This window comes from Saccharopolyspora cebuensis (assembly GCF_039542665.1).
Classification (GTDB): Bacteria; Actinomycetota; Actinomycetes; order Mycobacteriales; family Pseudonocardiaceae; genus Saccharopolyspora; species Saccharopolyspora cebuensis.
Genome location: NZ_BAABII010000010.1, coordinates 132,248 through 149,975 on the forward strand (window position 1 = coordinate 132,248; position 17,728 = coordinate 149,975).

Sequence of the window (17,728 nt, forward strand, 5' to 3'; positions counted from 1 at the left end):
CTCATTCGCGCAGGTGCTCCGCGGTGGTCCGCAGCGTGGCTGCGGCGTCGTGGGTCAGCGGTTCGCCGTGGCCGAAGCAGGCGATGTCGGTGTCGAGAGCCGCCTGGCGCTGGAAGGAGTCGATCGCCTGGCGGCGGTCGACGTTGAACAGCCCGAGGGTGACCTGCCCGTCGGACAGGCGTGCCACGGTGTCACCGGTGAACAGCACCCGCGGCCCGGGGAGGTGGAGCGCGACGCTCCCGGGAGTGTGCCCGGGTACGGACACCGCCCGCGCCCCACCACCGAAGTCGAGCACGTCGCCATCCTCGAGTTCGCGGTCCACGCGCACGGGTTCGGGGGTGCGAGGCGGTGACTGGGCCTGGATCTGCTCGAGCAGGGGCCGTTCCCAGTCGGTGAGCTCCGGGAGCGGCCCCTCCTCGTGCCCTCGGATGACCGGGGCGTCAGCGCGGTGCGCGTGCACCGTGACCTCGCCCCACCGGGCGATCTCGGCGGCGGAACCGACGTGGTCCTCGTGGAAGTGGGTCAGCACCAGGCGCCGCAGGTCGCTCGGATGGTGTCCCAACCCGCGGATCGCCTCGGCGATCCGCGGTGCGGAGCCGGTGGCGCTGGTGTCGATCAACGTGAGTCCGTCGGTGTCCTGCCACAGGTAGGCGTGCCCGATGGGGAAGCGCAGGAAGTGCAGGCCGGGGATCAGCGGAATGACGTCCATGCACCGACAGTACGAACTCCCACGTCGGTGCCGGCGCACGTTCCGCCGTCAGCGATTCCGCCAACGGTGAAGCGCTTTCGCTCGCCGCCGCTGCTGTCCCGTGCAGCTTGGGCGTGCAGTCCGGTGGGCGTCGTCCTCGTGCGGCGAGGACGCGACAGCCGGTGGCATCGCTGAGCGGCTCTCGCGGGAATCGTTCCGTAAGCTGGCGTGGTGTTCGTCATCTTCGGCTTCGGCACCAAGCAGAAGCACCTCGGCCCGGGGGAGACCCGGACCTGCCCGCGCTGCCACAACACGACGCAGTGGGCGCGGATGCGGGAGTACCGGCAGTTCACGGTGTTCTTCATCCCGGTGGCGCGCTGGAAGCGGCGCCGGTTCGAGGCCTGCGGCATCTGCGGTGCTGCCTTCGCGGCCTGAGCGGAGTCCCACCTCCCGCGCCGCGCCATCCGGCGGAGGCGACGCGGTGACCGGTCCGCTGGCGTGGACCGGTCACCGCGTGCTCGCCGATCAGCGCAGCGCGCCGAGGGTCAGCGTGAACACCTCGGGGTCGCCCGCGTTGACCTTCCCGCTGTGGTCCTCGCCGGCGTTCGAGCTGACGTCGTCGTAGGGGAACGCGTAGCCCTTGCCGTCGGGCAGGTTCGCGTGCACCACGCGCGCGTAGTGGTTGGTGACGGCGTGCTGGTAGAAGGTCGCCGGGTCCTCCCCGTGCGGCTGCTCGGGGTTGATCAGCAGCGTGGAGCGGTTGAAGGCCGCGGCCAGCCGCGGCACGATCGCCAGGCGTTCCGGCGAGTCGCTGCCCGGGTTGTTGGCGAACGGTCCGCCGTTGCAGCTCCAGATGTCGGCCGTGGACGGCTTGGCGAACCGTTCCGCGCCGAACACCAGCTCCGAACCTTCGACCCCGCCTTCGAGGACGCCGAGGTCGGGGCGCTGGGTGTCGATGTACAGCCGCTCGCTCGCGTACTTGGCGTACACCTGGTCGACGTAGGGTTCCATGTAGCCGGCGAAGTCGGCCGCCCGGTGGTTCGGGCTGAGCACCCGCACGACCGAGCCGCCCGAGTCCTGCACCAGGTTCGACCAGCTGCCGCCTTGCTCGCGCAGCCCTCGGGCGACCTGGTCCATCCCACCGGTGGGCATTCCCGGGACGTGCTGATCACCGCTGGCGGCGGTGAGGTGCAGCGAGATCGGCGCGGCGACGAAGTCGACGTAGCTGATGTTGGCGTAGAGCTGGACCGAGTTGAGGGTGAACTCCGCGAACGTCCAGTCCTTGCCGAAGTTCGGGTCGGTGTCGGAGACGAAGTTCGGGTGCACGACGGCGGTCGTCCCGTCGGCGCCCCGCACGGCCTGGAAGGTCAGTTTGTCGTCGGTCACGAAGTACACCCGCGCGCCGTACATCCGCGGCACGGTGACTTCGACGCTGCCGGCGACCGGGATGGCCGGGTCCTCGGCCAGGGGCTGCGGTACCGGACCGCTGGCTTCCGGGAAGTACTGGGTGCCGTCCGGCCGGATGAACACGGCCTTCTTCTCGATGTCGGAGAACCCGGCGATGTAGGCGTGCGCCGTGGTACCCGAGTCGTTCCGCAGCACGAACTTCAGGGTTTCCGGTGCCGCTGACGCGAACGGGGCGCTGATCGCCTGGGCCCACAACGGCGCGGACAGGGCTGCGGCCGAGTACCCGAGAAACCGTCGACGAGAAACCATGGTCACCTCCGGCAATGCGGGACCACCTCGTAGGTGGTCGGTCTTCGCTTGAACGATCCCGGGAGTCTGCCGGTCTAGACCACCCCTGTGATACCTCCGAACGGACGCTATCCACCACATCCGAACAGCAATCAACGAAATTCTTCGTCGAAACCATCGCGCCGCCGCACCCGACCGGGCCGCGAACCGGCCACCCGCCGTCGGCGGCGTTGCCCTCGGTCGCCGGTCGCCGGCCGTCGGTAGGTGGTGTGGTGGCTCGGCGAGCTGGCGCGACCCAGGCCGTCCACACATCGGGTGACAGCCTTTCACGTGGTCGGCCGATCGACGGGCCTGCCGAACGGCTGAAGGATCGGGCACCGTGCCGAACACCTGCAATCCCGATTGGGTTGCCGCCGAACTGCGGGTGCGCGACTGGGTCGTCCGCGTCGGCTTGGTCACCAGCGCGGACAGCCGACGCGGCCTGGCCAGGATGGGCCAGGGCAGGTTGGCGGGGTGGCTGGCACCGGAAGCCGAGCGCGCCGAGCTGGGCCTGCTCGCGGAATGGGGTGCGTTCATCGCGCTCGTCGACGACGGTTTCGACCGCACGCGGACTCCGCCCGAGCAGGTGCGGGCGCTGCTGGACCAGCTGATCGACGTGCTCGAGCACACCGGCCCGGCGCGCGGGCATCCGGCCGTGGCGGCGCTGGCGGACCTGTGGCCGCGGACCCTGGACTCGGCCGCACCCGGCTGGGAGAAGCGGTTCGTCGAGCTGTACCGGCGCTACGCCGACGCCACCTGCACCGAGGCCGAACTGCGCGCGTCCGGCGAGCGGCTGGGGCTGGACGACTACCTGGCGCTGCGCAGGCACACCATCACCGCGTTGCCGACGATCGCGCTCGTCGAGCGCGCCTTGCCCGAGGACGCCGCGCTGGACGAGCTGCGGGACAGCACCGCCGACATCATCGCGTGGGCGAACGACATCGGCTCCGCGAAGCGGGAACTGGCCGAGGGCACCGAGAACCTCGTCGGCGTGCTCGCCCGCGAGCACGGCTGCGACCTGCCGGAGGCGGCCGCGAAGGCGCGGTCCATGCTGGCCGCGCGGATGGACGACTTCGACGCCGTCGCCGGGGACGCCGAGCGGATCGCGGTGCTCCGCCGGACGCGGGACGGCGCGTTGGCGTGGCAGGGTGAAACCCACCGCAACGCGCCGGGCGGGCTGCCCGGCAGCGGCGGGCGCGGTATCGCGCCGTTAGCCCGGCACCTGGCCGTCGCGGTGCGCGGCACGGGCGCGGTGGACGACAGGTGCGGTAGCCGCGTGCTGGAGTCCGCGTTGCTGCTGGCCTTGCTGCGCGCCGACGATTCCCACCCGGACGAGCAGGAACGGTTGGCGCGGTTCCTGGTGGAGCGGCGTTCCGGGGCCGACGAGATCGACGCACTCCTGATCGACGCATGCCTGTTCCCGCAGGAGATGGCACCGCGAGCCGCGGGCCTCGCCGCCGCGCTGCCGACGACGCTGAGCCGGGGCACCGCGGGACGACGACGGCTGAAGGAGGTCATGCTGCGCACGGTGCTGCACCTGCTCTGCGGTGCGCCGCTGGACCACGGGGACGCGCCACCGGCCGTGCCGCCGGAGGAGATCACCACCTTCACCGATGCGCACCTGCTGGCGATCCGGACCCTCCACGCCCACGCCTGCGGATATCCGCACGCGGTCTCCGACGTGGAACGGGACCGGCTCGTCGGGCTCCTGCGCGGCGGCCGCAACCGGCTGCTGTGGGAGGCCAGCGCCACCACCCACCTCCTCGGGCTGCACGCGGTGCACACCTTCCGGCGCGCGGACCGGAGCGTGTCCGACGGGCTGCTGCGGCTGACGCTCGCGCAGAACGAGGACGGCGGGCTGCCGTTCCTCGACAGCCAGGACCTGTGGCTCACCGCCGTCGCCGGGCTCGAGTTCGTCCACCACCGGGAGCTCGCACCGCTCACCAGCCGGATGGCCGACTTCGTCGCGGCATGGCAGGCGCCCGACGGCGGCTGGCCGTTCGCGACCGGCATGCACCAGACCGATGTGGACACCACGACCCGGTGCGTGGAGTTCCTCAACGCAGCGCCGAAGCGGTACTCCGCGGCACTGGCGCGAGCCACCGACTACCTCACCGGGATCGCCGATCCCGGTGGCGGCTTCCCGACGTGGGTACGCGGCGACTCCCCGGACCTGGACATGACGGCCGGTGCGATCCTCGCCCTGGCACCGAACTGGGAGCACCACCGCGAGCTGCTCGCCGGCGCGGTGGACTTCGTGCTGGCGGCCCAACTCCCCGACGGCACCTTCGAGCGGAGCTGGACGGTCAGCGAGTCGAGCGCCATCCTGCGGGCGCTGGACGCGCTGCACGCGATCCCGGCCTTCAGCGCGGGCCGGGGGGTCGCGACCGCGACGCGACGGGCGGTCGAGCGGCTGGTCGCCACGCAGCGGTCCGATGGCGGCTGGGGCCGGACCGAGGGCGATCCCAGCGACGTGCTGTCCACCGCGCAGGCGTTGCCGGTGGTGGCCGGCCACGGCGCGCCCGAGGCCGCCGCCCGCGCCACCGCCTACCTGACCGCGCAGCAGGAAACCGACGGCGGCTTCACCTCGGTGCCCGATCAGGTCGGGCCGCGTCCGCTGGTGTTCGACTACCCGGTGCTCACCGACCTCCACGCGCTCGCCGCGCTGCGCCGCGCCCAGGACGCGGCGCCGGCCCCGGTGCGCAGGCGCAGGCGGTTCGCCGGCCTCGCCGAGAACATCGACGGCATGGTGCTCGAACCGGGCAACGCCGCTTACGAGCAAGCCCGGTTGCTGGTGAACCAGCGGTTCGACGCCGTGCGCCCGCAGGCGATGGTCTACCCGGCGACGCCGCAGGACGTCGTCGAGTGCGTGCGCTTCGCGCAGGCGGAGCAGCTGCCGCTGGCGCCGCGCTCCGGGGGCCACAGCTACGCCGGCTACTCCACCGGCACCGGCCTCGTCATGGACGTCAGCTCCCTCAACACGGCTGAGGTCGCGGGTGGCCGCGCCCGGTTCGGTTCCGGGACCAAGGGCATGCAGGCGCATCTGGCGCTGGCGGCGGCCGGTGCCGGGCTGCCCTTGGGCCGCTGTCCCACGATCGGCCTCGCCGGCGTCACGCTCGGCGGCGGGCTGAGCGCGTTCACCCGCGCCTGGGGCCTCGCCTGCGACCACCTGGTCAGCGCGGGGATCGTCACCGCGGACGGGCTCCTCCGCCGAGTCGACGCCGAGCGGGACCCCGATCTGTTCTGGGCGCTGCGCGGCGGTGGCGGCGGCAACTTCGGCGTCGTCACCGATCTGGAGTTCGCCACCGAGGACATCAGGGACCTCTCGTTCACCTCGTTCCTGCTGGCTTGGCCGACCCGCGACCTGCCCGCCGTGGTCCGGGGCTGGTCGGAGTGGCTGGCCGACCCGGCCACACCGCGGGAGATCTGGAGCACGGTCGAGGTGCTCAGCGATCGGGGCAGCCCCGCACCACCCGCGGTGACCGGCACGTTCATCGGCACCCCCGCCGAGCTGCACCCGGTGCTCGACCGGATGGTCGCCGCGATCGGCCGGAGCGAAACCCAGCGGATCGCGGTGCCGCGCGGATACGTGCAGGCGGCGTCCGAAGCCGAACGCTGGGGTGGCGGCACCTGGGGCGCGCGAGTGGCCTTCGCCGCCAAGTCGCACGTCGTCCGCGACCCGGTCGCCACCGCGGCGGCGGAGGAACTCGCACGCGCCGTCGACAGCGTGCCCGCCGCGGGCGGCGCCAGCGGCCTGCTCATCGAGGCGCTCGGCGGCGCCGTCGCCGATGTCGCACCGGCTGCGTCGGCGTTCCCGCACCGCAGGGCGATCGGCGTCGTCCAGTACCACTCGTACTGGGACCAGTTCACCGATCCCGGCCACGTCGAGCAGCGGATGACCTGGCTGCGCAACGTGCACGCCGCGATGCAGCCGCACTTCGGCACCGGCGGCTACACCAACGGCATGGATCCGGAACTGGCCGACTGGCTGGTCGCGTACCACGGCGACAACCATCGGAGGCTGCAACGGATCAAGGCCGCGGTGGACCCCGGCGACTTCTTCGCGTTCCCGCAGTCCATCCCGCCCGAACGCGGTCCGGTGGCGGGCTACGGTCCGTCCGGCGAGCGGTAGAGCGCGGCGTACCGGGCCGCCTGCTCCTCGGTGGTGGTCTGCTTCGCCCGGTCCCGCACGGCCTTGCCGGTGCCGAGCTCGTAACCGTGCTTGTACAGCCGGTACTCGCAGGTGTACTCCATGTAGGACAGCGAGTACCACAGCGCCAGGATCACGCCGCCGAGCAGCGACAGGGCCTTGATCCACAGCGGCCCGGGGGCGAGCAGGAAGAGCAGACCGGGGGAGACCTGGACCAGGGTCCGGGCGACGTGGCGCAGGATCCACGTGCGGGTCGTGCTGTCGTGCAGCACCCACTCGCGATGCCGGGCGGGCAACCGCCCGCCGTAGGCGTACCAGACCCACAGCAGCGGGTTCGGGCGCACCAACCCCGAGTCGCCCACCACGCGCTCCCTTCGGTCCCGGTCCGGCGGTCCGGGGCGAGCCCGGCCGGTGTCGGGCCGCGGGGACCGCGACCCGACCAATTATTAGCACCCCAACTGTTGGCGCACAACTTCGGGGTGCGCGGGCTTCCCGGCCGGACCGGCGGCGAGAACGGTTGGTGCCCCAACGGTTGGGTATGCTGGGCGAGTGCCTTCCGACATGCGCGATCCGCTCGCCCTCGAAGAGCAGGTCTGCTTCGCGCTGGCGGTCGCCTCGCGGAGCGTGGTGGCCGCCTACCGGGCGGTGCTGGAACCGCTCGGGCTGACGCACCCGCAGTACCTGGTGATGCTCGCCCTCTGGCAGCACGGCGAGGTCGGGATCAAGCGGCTCAGCGAACTGCTCCACCTCGACCCTGGCACGCTCTCGCCGCTGGTCAAGCGGATGGAGCAGCTCGGGCTGCTCGAACGCGTCCGGCCGCCGCACGATCAGCGGTCCCTGCGGATCCGGTTGACCGCCGCGGGCGTGGACCTCAAGCGCGAGGCCCTCGGGGTGCCCGCCGCGATGCTGGAGCGGTTCGGCATGAGCGTCAAGGACCTCCAGGAGGCGAACGCCCTGCTCCACGGCATCATCGACGCCGCCCAGGCCGCGGCGGAGCGCTGAGCCGCCCCGCCCCTCGAAAGGCCGAGGCAGGGCGGCACGGCGGCGCGGGTGCCGATCAGCCGCCGGTACTGGTTCGGAAGGTGCGCACGTAGTCGAACTCGGCGGTGGCCCCGGGCGCGTTCAGCGACACCAGGCCGATCTCCAACGGGCCCCGGCGCGGCATCGACCAGGTCCCGGCCCAGGTCCAGTGCACGCCGTCGGTGCTGGACGCCGCCCGGACGTCGTGGGCCCCGGTGGCCGGGTTGGCGTGGTACGCCAGCCGCAGCCAGGTCTGCGCGGCGGGCGGGCCGCCGAACATCGGACCGTAGAACACCGGGGTGGGCGGTGTGGTCGTCGGTCGTTCCCCTTCCTTGGCGAACTCGGTCTGCCGGAAGACCGCGCCGTCGCCCGCGGTGACCGGGAGGACGGAATGGGTGAGCTTGAAGTAGCGGTCGTCGCCGTCGTACAGCACCAGCCCGGCCTGCTGCGCGGGCCTGGTTCCGTCGAAGGAGAGCTTGGTCTCGACGATGAAGTCCCCGGCGGGCGCGTCGCGCAGCAGCACCGGAGCGGTGTTGGTGCCGAGGAACAGTTCCGCGCCCCCGGTGGGCCAGGTGAGCTCGCCACCGGCTGCGGTGGCGGTGGCCTCGTCACCCCGGACCCAGCTCCAGGCGGGGTCGAGGTCCTCGGGCCTGCCGGTCCCGCTGAAGTCGTCGGAGTGGGCGGGCAGCGGTGCCCCGGGCCGCGGGTCGTCGACCCGCGTGGTGGCGGGCCGGTGGAGCGGGACGGCGCTGAGGTTGTCGGCCACGGCCGGTGCGCCCGTCGACAGCACCCCGACTCGCCCCGGACGGAGCTCCCCGTCGGGCAGCGGCACGGACACGGCCGCCTGCACGTCGCGCGACCGGTCCTCGGACACCTCGGCGGTCAGCGACGAGCCGCGCACCTCCACGGCGAGGACGTGCCACGACCTGTGGTCGAAGGTCGCGGGCAGCGCGGCACGGCTCGTTCTGGTGACGCCGTCCCGGGTGACCGACACCGACAGGGCGTGGTCGGCCCGGTCGAGCCGCGCGGTGATGGTGCCGCGCGGGCCCCGGTCCGAGACGACGAGGCCGACCGCGCCCCCGGTTCCGGCGTCGGCGAGCTTCAGCCGCGCCTCGGTGCGGATGTCGCCGCCGATCCGCCGCGGGGCGAGGAAGACCGACGGGTCGGCCGGTGATCCGGTCTGGGCGAGGACCCCACCGGACGCGGGTGCTTCGGCGAGGGCCCACCGCGCGGCCGGGTCCCCGTCGGCGTGCCACCCGGGCGGCAGCGCGGATCCGTTGAAGGTGCTGCCGACGGTGGCCTCGGTGACCGGCGCCCGTTGCGGTCGGCTCGACGGGCCCGCCCCGCCCCGCAGCACCGGCCAGCCGTCGATCCAGTCGAGCCGGTCCACCAGCATCGGGCGCTTGCTGAGGGCGGGCTTGACCCCGTCGGCGGTCTCGACCGGCGGGAAGTCCGGGTCCGCGGCGGGAATGGCGTGGTACACCAGCCAGTCCTGCCCGGCGAGGTCGGTCTGGATGGAGTTGTGGCCGGGGCCGACGAACCCGCCGCCGTTGGCGGCGGCCACGATGCCGCCCTTGCTCGAGTAGTCGGTCAGCGACTGGCCGTCCTGGGTGACGAAGGGCCCGCGCGGGTCGTCGGAGCGGCCGACCTTGACCGTGTACCCGCTGAACGCGCCTTGGCAGCAGCCGCCGTCGGAGTAGAACAGGTAGTAGAAGTCCCCGCGCCGCACCGGGAACGCCGCTTCCGCCCGTCGCCCGCGGGCGACGATCGTGACGGGCCCCTCCAGCCGGGTCGCCTCGGCGTTCATCGCCGCGACGCACATGGCGTCGTAGCTGCCCCAGTACAGGTAGTGGACCCCGTCGGCGCCGGTCAGCATGGCCTGGTCGATCGTGCCCCTCGGGTTGGTGGGGCAGCCGTCGGCGAGGGTGACGATCAGTCCGCGGTCGGTCCACGGCCCGGTCGGGGACGGAGCGGTGGCGAGCGCGACGCCGCCGCCGGAGAGGCCGTAGGTCAGGTGGTAGGAGCCCGCGACGTGGCGGATGTCGGGCGCGAACGGACGGGTGCCCGGCGGCCACCACGACGGCCGGTCGGCCGCGGTGAACACGTCGCCCGCGTAGGTCCAGCCGACCATGTCGGTGGAGCGCAGCACGGGGAGGATGCGCTCGCCGGATTCACCCCGGCTGTGGAAGACGGGGTTGGTGGTGCCGTAGGCGTACCAGTCGCCGTCGCCGCCGCGGATCATGGTCGGGTCCGGGAACGTGTCGACGACACCGGCGGTCACCGGGTTGGTGTAGGTGGTGGTCGCCGCTCGCTCGACCGGGGCCGGGGGCCCTTCGGCGGTGGTGGTCAGCAGCGGCACGATCAGGACGGTCGCCAGCAGGCGGGTCAGGCGTTGCACGGTCACGGCTCGTACCTCCGGAGTCCGGTGGATGAGTTCGCGGTGCGCTCGGGGACCGCCGGGCGCGGCGGTGCGGAACCGGGCCGCCCAAGGCCCGATGCCCCAGGGCCCGATGCCCCAGGGCCCGATGTCTCAGGGCCCGATGTCTCAGGGCCCGATGTCTCAGGGCCCGGTGTTCTGGTAGCTCGCTTCGTCCAGCCCGCTCATCGTCGGGTCGTGCGCGACGTCGCCGACGTCGTACATGGACGTCATCCAGTGGTAGAAGTTGTCGCCGCGCCGCCGCAGGACCTCGTAGAGCCTGCGCAGCAGCCGGGTCCGGACCGGCGCCAGCTCGGGGTGGCAGTAGCGGTTGATCAGCTCGTCCGGATCGGCCTCGAGGTCGTAGAGCTCGTTCACCGAGTCCGGGTTGACCACGAGCTTGTACCGGTCGGTGCGCAACATCCGTTGCGGGTACGGGAAGTGGTGGCCGTGGAACTCGCAGACGATGTCGTCGTCCCAGTCCGCGGCCTCGTCCGCACCGGTCACCAGGGGGAGCAGGGAGCGCGAGTCCACCGCGGGGCCGGGGTCGACGCCCGCGAGTTCGAGGATCGTCGCGGTGCAGTCCAGGAGGCTGACGAACTCCGAGCGCACCGCCCCTTCGGGGCCGCCGGGCACCCGCACGATGCCCGGCGTCCGGTAGATGTCCTCGTACATCGCGGGGCCCTTGTCGTGCAGCCGGTGCGCGCCGGTGAACTCGCCGTGGTCGCAGGTGAACATGACCGCCGTCTCGTCGGCGAGGCCGAGGCGCCGCATCGCGGCCAGCACCCGGCCGATCTCGTGGTCGATGAGCGCGACGTAGCCCCAGTAGACGGCGATCAGCTTGCGGGTCGTCTCGATCGGCATCGTGTCGAACGTCCAGTGCGCGCTGTAGTTGCGCTGCACCGGTGGCTTGCCGTGGAAGGTCTCGGCGACCGAGGGCGGCAGCGGCACGTCCGCGGGGTCGAACAGGTCGAAGTACTCGTCGGGGAGGATGTAGGGCAGGTGCGGGCCGAAGAAGTGCAGCGCGAGGAAGAACGGTGTGTCGCGCTCGCGCGCGTCCGCGGCGTAGCGCTCCATGGTCTCGATGGCCCGGCTCGCGAGGTAGTGCTCGAAGGTCGCTTCGACGGGCTGGTGGAGCCGGGCGGCGAGCAGGTTGCCGGGACCTCCGTTGGGCAGCGTGCCGCGGATCCGGTCGCTGATCTCGTACGGCGGGAGCTCGTTGTCGGCCAGGTAGGCCAGGTAGTCGGGGTGGTCGACCGGGTTGTGCCACCCCGGCAGGTCGGGTCCGTCGAACCCGAAGTCCCCGGCGGTCTTGGCCGTGCCGACGTGCCACTTGCCGATCAGCCCGCAGTTGTACCCGTTGTCCCGCAACGCCTCGGAGAAGGTGAACTCCCCTGCCGGGAGGTCCTCGATGTAGCCGACGTTGCGCTCGTAGTTGGCGAGCAGCTTGTGCCGGAACGGCGCCTTCCCGGTGAGCAGGCTGGCCCGGGCGGGCGTGCAGATGGCGGTCGGGGTGTACCAGCGGTCGAACCGGGTGCCGGTGCGCGCCAGCTCGTCGAGGTGCGGCGTGACGCCCCGGGTGTTGCCGTAGGCGCCCAGCGTGTCCGCGCGGTGCTGGTCGGTCATCAGGAACAGGATGTTCGGCTGTTTCATGGCCGACCTGCCGAGGTGAACAGCTCGCCGGTGTAGTAGTTCCCGGGTCCGACGCTGCGCTGGAGCTGACCGGTGCCCGCGAAGTAGTCGTCCATGACCGACAGCCAGCGCTCGACGGTCCCGTCCTCGGTCATCCGGTCGAGTTCGTCGACGCCGAGGACCTTCACGTTGGCGGCGTCGGCCCGCACCTGCGCCTCGTCGACGTCGAGCAACCGCGCGGTGAGCTCGATGGTCCGGTCGGGGTGCTCCGACCGGTACCGCATCGCGTCGCGGAGCACCGCGAGCACCTTCCGCGTCTTGTCCGGCTGTTCGGCCACGACGTCGTTGCCCGCGACGAAGGCCGTCGGGAACTCGACCTGGCCGGCGAAGTCGGAGTTCTTCGCCAGCTCGACGAGGCCGGGCACCTGCTCCTCGATCGTGGCGATCGCGGGGTACCAGAACCCGGCGGCGTCGATCCGCTCGGCGGAGAAGGCGGACACGATCGTCGAGGCGTCCATGTGCATCACCTTGACGTCGTTCTTCGTCATCCCGGCCTGCCGCAGCGCGAGGGTGAGGATCATGTCCCCGGAGGTGCCCTGGGGGACGCCGATCGTCTTGCCCCGGAGGTCGGCCATGCTGGTCGTCCCGGGCTGGGCGATGACCCGGTCGGCGTTGCCGAGGGTGTTCAGCGCCACCACCTTGGCCTGGCCGGAGGCGGGCAGCCACATCGCCCCCGGGCCGATGTAGCCGAAGTCGAGGTCGCCGGTGCCCAGCGCCTGGATCTGCAGCGGACCGTTGGTGAACGCGCTGGTCTCCGCCGTCAACCCGTGCTCGGCCCACAGGCCTTGGTCTTCGGCGACGGCGAGGAGGCTGGCGCCGTTGAAGTCGCCGATGTAGCCGAACCGGACCTCGTCGGAAGCGGCCGAGCCGGATCCGCCGCCGCACCCGGTGAGCGTCGCCGCGGCCACGAGCCCGGCGATCACCCCGCCGAGCAGCCTCTTGCTGATGGCCATGATGTCCTCCCGAGGTCAGTCCGCCGTCGGCGGTGGGGTGGGGTCGCCGCCGTGCTCGTGGTGGTAGACGGAGTTCCAGACGCGGTTGCGCAGGGCCGTGAACCGGGGGCTCAACCGGACCTGCTCGGTGCGGGGGTGCGGCAGGTCAACGTCGATCACGTCGAAGATGCGCCCGGGCCGGGCGGCCATCACGATCACCCGGTTGGCCAGGAACACGGCTTCGTCGACGTCGTGGGTGATGAACAGGACCGTGCGCCGCTCCCGGCCCCACGCCTCCAGGAGCTGTCCCTGGAGCTTCACCCGGGACAGGGCGTCCAGCGCGCCGAACGGTTCGTCCATCAGCAGGATCGAGGGGTTCACGGCGTAGGCGCGGGCGATCGCGCACCGCTGGCGCATGCCACCGGAGAGGGCCTTCGGCAGCACGTCGGCGAACTCGGTCAGGCCGACGACGTCGATGAAGTGGTCGGCCCGCTCGCGCCGCCGCGCCCGCGGCATGCCCGCGATCTTCAGGCCGAACTCGACGTTCTTGCGCACGCTCAGCCAGGGGAACAGGGCGTACTGCTGGAAGATCACCCCGCGGTCCGGGCCGGGTCCGGCGACCGGCGCACCGTCGACGAGCGCGCTGCCCGCGGTCGGCTCCTCCAGCCCGGCGAGGATGTTCAGCAGGGTGCTCTTGCCGCACCCGGACGGGCCGACGACGGTGACGAACTCGTTGTCGGCGATGTCGAGCGAGACGTCGTCGAGCGCGACGAACCGGTCCCGCCCGAGGGTGAACGTCTTGGTCACGTGGGACACGGCGATCTTCGCGGGTTCCGGGGCCTGCCCGGTGCGGGTGCTCACGATCGCTCCTGCCATCCGGTCAGCGTGCGTTCGGCGACCAGCAGCAGCCGGTCCATGAGCAGCCCGAGGATCCCGATCGTGATCAGGCTGACGAAGATCGTCGGGAGGTCGTAGTACAGCTGGGCGTGCTGCATGCGGTAACCGAGCCCCTCCTGCGCCGCGATGAGCTCCGCGGCCACGAGCGTCGCCCACGCGGAGCCGAGCCCGACGCGCATCCCGACGAGGATGAACGGCGACGAGGCGGGCACGACGACCCGGCGGAAGATCGTCGCGTCGCCCGCGCCGAGCACCCGCGCGGCGTTGATCAGGGTCGGGTCGACGGTGACCACCCCCTGCAAGGTCGAGATGACGCAGGCGAGGAAGGCGGCCAGGAAGATCACGAAGATCTTCGGGACCTCGCCGATGCCCATCAGCACGATCGCGAGCGGGATGATCGCCAGCGGCGGGATGGTGCGGAAGAACTGCACCCACGGCTCGACCATGCTGCGCACGAGCCCGTACCACCCCATGAGGAAGCCGATCAGCACCGCCAGCGTCGTGCCCAGCGCGAAGCCGGTGAGGACCCGGGCGAGGCTGGCACCGGTGTCCTGGAGCAGCGTCCCGTCCCGGATCATCTCCGCGGCCTTGCCCACCACTTCGGGCGGCGCCGGGATCTGGAGGCCCAGCGCCGCCAGCGCCCACCAGAGCCCGACGCCGAGCAGGATCGACGCGGCGTTGAGGGCCAGCGGCGCCGCCGACCGGCGCGGACGTCGGGCCGGGCCGGGCTCGGCGTGGACCGCGCTGTGCTCGTCGAGGAGGGCCATGGCGGGGGCTCCTTAGGCCGGCTGTGCGCTGATCCGGGCCGGCTCCGGGTGGCCGGCGAGCAGCGGTGAGCTGTGGAACAGCGCGGCGAGCGCGCCGAGGGCGCCGTCGTCGTCGGAGAGCCGGGCGCACCGGATGACCGGCATCGCAGCGCTCCACGGGAAGAGCTCCGCGGCGACGGTCGCGGTGACCTGGCGGACGAGCACCGGCGCCAGGTGCGCGATCTCGCCGCCGATCACGACCTCGGCGGGGTTGACCACCATCGCCACCATGCCGACGGCCCGGCCCACCGCCGAGGCCGCCTCGCGCAGCACCCGGCCGACCACCGGATCCCCGCGCCGGACCGCGGCCCGCAACTCGTCCAGGGAGCCGACCGCGGCGCCGCGCGACTGGCAGGACGCCAGGATCGTCGGCACCGAAGCGACCGTTTCGAGGCACCCGGCCTTGCCGCACCGGCACCGCGGACCGCCGGGCAGCACCGTCACGTGGCCCAGTTCGCCGGCGAGTCCCGTGGCACCCGCGACGAGGCGGCCGGCGACCACGAGCGCGCCGCCGACTCCGTCGGAAAGGCGGACGTAGAGCAGGTCCTCGACGGTGCCACCACCGGTGATCGCCTCGGCCAGGGCCGCGAACCGGGTGTTGTTGTCCACGATCACCGGGGCGCCGAAGCGCTCGGCGAAGGAGCCGTCCACGTCCTCGCGCGCGGCGGCGAAGCCCGGTCCGAACGCACCTTCCGGGGCGTGCGGCGCGGAGGACATCGGGTGCGGGCCGGTGACCCCGATGCCGATGCCCTGCAAGGCGTGGAAGTGCACCCCGCATTCGGCGCCGAGCCGGTCGATGAGCGCGAAGGCGGCCGAGATGCGCTCGGGCCAGCCGGCGCTGTCCGGGTACCGCTGACGACCCGACGCGACGATCTCGTGCGAGGCGTCGGCGACCGCCACGTGGACCCGGCGATGCCCGAAGTCCACGCCCAGGAACTGCCCGGAGTTCGGATCGAGGGCGAGCCGTTCGGCGGGCCTGCCGCTGCCCGCGCGCACCGCCGCGTCGGTGTCGACGACCACGATCACCCCGCGCCGCAGGAGGTCCCGCGTGATCTCCGAGACCGTGGTGCGGGACAGCCCCACGACCTCGGCGATCTCACCGCGGCTCAGCGCACCCCGCTCGCGGAGCGCGCGCAGGACGCGCTCCGTGTGCGTGCGGCGCACGAACGCGTGCACCTCGGTGGGCATCTCCATGCCGACCATGCTCGGCATGTCCAATTATTCCGGCAAGGCTCCGACAGAATTCGCTCGCGATGTGGTCGTGTCGGCCGTGAACTGCGACGGGGCGCGGGGAGCTGGTGCGTTCGGCCGGGCCAGCGACGACGGCACCTGCCCGGCCGGGCAGGTGCCGTCGTCGAGGAGCCCGGTGGGTTACTCGGTGACCTCGAAGGTGAGGGTCGAGGTGTGCTGGCGGCCGTGCACGTCGGTCGCGGTGACCTCGGCGGTGTGCTCGCCGACGGGCAGGTCGGCGGGCAATTCCAGGCGCCACAGGTGCATCGTCCGGTCAGCCGGGCCGCCGCCGTGGACGAGCTGTTCCTGCAAGGCGACCGGATCGGACCACTCGGCGCCGACCCGCTGGGCCTCGCCGTTCATCGGCTGGGTCCGGACCGCCTCGACCCGCTCGCCGCCGTCGAGCGACACCTCGACGGTGGAGCCGGTGGAGCCCATCCAGAAGTTGGTGGTCAGCCACGTGTCCCGGGCGAGCTCGTCCCGGGAGACGGTCAGCGGGTCGGTGAACTCCGGCGCGGAACCGGCGTTGTCGGAGTTCTCGGCGTACCAGGTCCGGTAGCGCGGGGTGTTCAGCCCGACGGCCATCTGCCGCGACCCGTCGTCGCCGCGGACGGTGAAGCGCTCGGTGACCGCGGTGCCGTCGATGTCCAGGGTGAGGGCGCCCGGCAGGCCGCCGTCGCGCTGGATCGCGGTGGGGTAGCCCTCCTCCAGCATCCGGCCCGAGTACCAGTCGCCGGAGATCGCGCCCGCCGTGATGTGCGGGAACGGCAGGCCGTCGACGCCGAAGAGGTCCTTCCAGCCGGCGAGGCTGTCGCCCTCGCGCAGGTTCTCGATGCTGTGGGTGTGCCCGCCCACGGCGATGGCCTCGCGGCCCTCGAGGATCTCGTAGATCTCCTTGACCTGGTCGATCTGGTGGGTCTCGCTGCCCTGGTCGGCGAAGTTCAGCAGCGGGATGTGCGCCGCGATGACGATCAGCTTGTTCTCCGGGACCCGGGCGATGTCGTTGCGCAGCCATTCGAGCTGCCGCTCGTCCAGGGCGCCGTCGTACCCGCCGTCGGCGAGCGGGTACTCGACCGTGCTCAGCGCGACGACGTGGGCCTTGCCGGAGTCGTAGGAGTAGTACTCCGGGCCGAGCTTCGCGCGGAACGTGTCGAAGGCGTGCTCGCTGGTCGGCGCGTCGAAGTCGAGGTCGTGGTTGCCCGGCAGGAAGCGGGCCGGGCCGTTGAGCATGCCGGTCAGCTCGCGGGTCCGCGGGTAGAGGGAGAGGTCGTCGCCGACGACGTCGCCGATGAACAGCGCGCCGCAACCGGCGTAGTCGTCGCGCGCGGCCAGGTCGGTGAACACGCCCTTGCGGGCGTACTCCACTTCCTGCTGGTCGTAGGTCTGGACGTCGCCGCCGATCAGGCAGTGCTGCTGCGGGGACCGGGTCAGCTTGCTCTGGGCGAGCGGGAAGTTCACCGCGTCGGGCAGCGGGCCGGTCGGCGCGATGCCGCCGTAGCGCAGCTCGGGGGAGCCCTCCGGCAGGTGGTGGTAGGAGAACTGCGCGACGTTGTCCTGGTCGACCGGCACCTGGTAGCCGCGGGGCTGGGTGACGAAGACCGTCATGTTGTCGTAGGCGGGGAGCTCGTAGCGGCCCCGGCCGTCCGTGGTGACGACCTCGCGGCCGTTGGAGACGGTGACGCCCGCGATGCCGGGTTCACCGGCGTCCTGGCGGGAGTTCTCGTTCTTGTCGTCGAAGACGACGCCGTCGAGGGCCTCCTGGCTCTCGTCCGGGCCCGCCACGACGTCGACAGCACCCTGGTAGGCGGCGGCCCCACCGGCCTCCAGCGGGGCGTGCTCGGGTGCGGCCGACGCCGCGGGGGAGATCAGCGTGCCGGTGACGGCGAGTACGAGAGCACCCGTGGTGCGGCTGCTCAGTGGTCGGCTGGACAGGTCCACGAAGACACCTCCGGTCGCAGGGCAGCCGGTCTCGGCGGCCGCGAGCACTCTCGCGGGCATGGGTGAATTGTCGCGAACCGGAAGGTTTCCGCCGATGGGACATCGGCGGTCGGATGATCGCGATCGACACCGGCCGTGAGACGTGGCGGAGGTGGGGCCTTCGCCGCCCGGTCACCGGTCGTGCGGAAGGTGGCCGGGCCTTGCGGCCGGCGGCCACCTCCCGCG

At 72.3% G+C, this 17,728-nt stretch carries 13 protein-coding genes; 3 read left to right on the top strand and 10 right to left on the bottom strand.

What is annotated here, in order from left to right; genetic code table 11:
- Position 1 precedes the first annotated feature (1 nt).
- Positions 2-709, bottom strand: coding sequence for an MBL fold metallo-hydrolase (locus tag ABD976_RS15110; RefSeq protein ID WP_345363479.1), 708 nt, complete (start codon positions 707-709; stop codon positions 2-4).
- 210 nt (positions 710-919) lie between these two features.
- Between ABD976_RS15110 and ABD976_RS15115 the strand changes: the two genes are divergently transcribed.
- Positions 920-1,123 carry a zinc-ribbon domain-containing protein gene (locus ABD976_RS15115; protein WP_345363481.1) on the top strand — a complete coding sequence of 68 codons (204 nt, stop codon included), beginning with the start codon at positions 920-922 and terminating at the stop codon, positions 1,121-1,123.
- 90 nt (positions 1,124-1,213) lie between these two features.
- Here the strand turns inward: ABD976_RS15115 and ABD976_RS15120 are convergent, their stop codons facing one another.
- Positions 1,214-2,404: a glycoside hydrolase family 64 protein gene (locus ABD976_RS15120; protein ID WP_345363483.1), complete on the bottom strand. Its 1,191-nt coding sequence runs from the start codon at positions 2,402-2,404 to the stop codon at positions 1,214-1,216.
- 358 nt (positions 2,405-2,762) lie between these two features.
- On the opposite strand from ABD976_RS15120, the gene ABD976_RS15125 reads away from it, so the two are divergent.
- Positions 2,763-6,554: a terpene synthase family protein gene (locus ABD976_RS15125; RefSeq protein ID WP_345363485.1), complete on the top strand. Its 3,792-nt coding sequence runs from the start codon at positions 2,763-2,765 to the stop codon at positions 6,552-6,554.
- Here ABD976_RS15125 and ABD976_RS15130 read toward each other — a convergent pair.
- On the bottom strand, positions 6,530-6,934 hold the full coding sequence (locus tag ABD976_RS15130; RefSeq protein WP_345363487.1) for a DUF5313 family protein: 405 nt from the start codon (positions 6,932-6,934) through the stop codon (positions 6,530-6,532). The genes ABD976_RS15125 and ABD976_RS15130 overlap by 25 nt on opposite strands.
- A 187-nt stretch (positions 6,935-7,121) precedes the next feature.
- On the opposite strand from ABD976_RS15130, the gene ABD976_RS15135 reads away from it, so the two are divergent.
- The gene (locus tag ABD976_RS15135) at positions 7,122-7,574 is read left to right on the top strand and encodes a MarR family winged helix-turn-helix transcriptional regulator (protein WP_345363489.1); all 453 of its coding nucleotides are present in this window, start codon (positions 7,122-7,124) and stop codon (positions 7,572-7,574) included.
- 55 nt (positions 7,575-7,629) lie between these two features.
- On the opposite strand, the gene ABD976_RS15140 is transcribed toward ABD976_RS15135, so the two are convergent.
- From ABD976_RS15140 to ABD976_RS15170, 7 genes are all read right to left on the bottom strand, one after another.
- Entirely contained in the window at positions 7,630-9,996 is a 2,367-nt protein-coding gene (locus ABD976_RS15140) for a glycoside hydrolase family 43 protein (protein ID WP_345363492.1), read from the bottom strand.
- A gap of 156 nt (positions 9,997-10,152) precedes the next feature.
- Positions 10,153-11,661, bottom strand: a complete 1,509-nt coding sequence (locus ABD976_RS15145) for a sulfatase family protein (RefSeq protein WP_345363494.1) — start codon at positions 11,659-11,661, stop codon at positions 10,153-10,155.
- Positions 11,658-12,653, bottom strand: a complete 996-nt coding sequence (locus tag ABD976_RS15150) for an aliphatic sulfonate ABC transporter substrate-binding protein (protein WP_345363496.1) — start codon at positions 12,651-12,653, stop codon at positions 11,658-11,660. Before ABD976_RS15150 ends, ABD976_RS15145 begins: the two co-directional genes overlap by 4 nt.
- Before the next feature lie 15 nt (positions 12,654-12,668).
- Positions 12,669-13,508 carry an ABC transporter ATP-binding protein gene (locus ABD976_RS15155; RefSeq protein WP_345363498.1) on the bottom strand — a complete coding sequence of 280 codons (840 nt, stop codon included), beginning with the start codon at positions 13,506-13,508 and terminating at the stop codon, positions 12,669-12,671.
- Positions 13,490-14,296: an ABC transporter permease gene (locus ABD976_RS15160; protein ID WP_345363500.1), complete on the bottom strand. Its 807-nt coding sequence runs from the start codon at positions 14,294-14,296 to the stop codon at positions 13,490-13,492. Before ABD976_RS15160 ends, ABD976_RS15155 begins: the two co-directional genes overlap by 19 nt.
- A gap of 12 nt (positions 14,297-14,308) precedes the next feature.
- Positions 14,309-15,547 carry an ROK family transcriptional regulator gene (locus ABD976_RS15165; protein WP_345363502.1) on the bottom strand — a complete coding sequence of 413 codons (1,239 nt, stop codon included), beginning with the start codon at positions 15,545-15,547 and terminating at the stop codon, positions 14,309-14,311.
- A gap of 159 nt (positions 15,548-15,706) precedes the next feature.
- The gene (locus ABD976_RS15170) at positions 15,707-17,563 is read right to left on the bottom strand and encodes a calcineurin-like phosphoesterase C-terminal domain-containing protein (RefSeq protein WP_345363504.1); all 1,857 of its coding nucleotides are present in this window, start codon (positions 17,561-17,563) and stop codon (positions 15,707-15,709) included.
- Positions 17,564-17,728 lie beyond the last annotated feature (165 nt).

What these genes read in the sequence shown, in the direction of transcription:
- ABD976_RS15110 (WP_345363479.1), bottom strand. Translation starts at nt 709, where the DNA reads ATGGACGTCATTCCGCTGATCCCCGGCCTGCACTTCCTGCGCTTCCCC.
- ABD976_RS15120 (WP_345363483.1), bottom strand. Translation starts at nt 2,404, where the DNA reads ATGGTTTCTCGTCGACGGTTTCTCGGGTACTCGGCCGCAGCCCTGTCC.
- ABD976_RS15145 (WP_345363494.1), bottom strand. Translation starts at nt 11,661, where the DNA reads ATGAAACAGCCGAACATCCTGTTCCTGATGACCGACCAGCACCGCGCG.
- ABD976_RS15150 (WP_345363496.1), bottom strand. Translation starts at nt 12,653, where the DNA reads ATGGCCATCAGCAAGAGGCTGCTCGGCGGGGTGATCGCCGGGCTCGTG.
- ABD976_RS15155 (WP_345363498.1), bottom strand. Translation starts at nt 13,508, where the DNA reads ATGGCAGGAGCGATCGTGAGCACCCGCACCGGGCAGGCCCCGGAACCC.
- ABD976_RS15160 (WP_345363500.1), bottom strand. Translation starts at nt 14,296, where the DNA reads ATGGCCCTCCTCGACGAGCACAGCGCGGTCCACGCCGAGCCCGGCCCG.
- ABD976_RS15165 (WP_345363502.1), bottom strand. Translation starts at nt 15,547, where the DNA reads ATGCCGAGCATGGTCGGCATGGAGATGCCCACCGAGGTGCACGCGTTC.
- ABD976_RS15170 (WP_345363504.1), bottom strand. Translation starts at nt 17,563, where the DNA reads ATGCCCGCGAGAGTGCTCGCGGCCGCCGAGACCGGCTGCCCTGCGACC.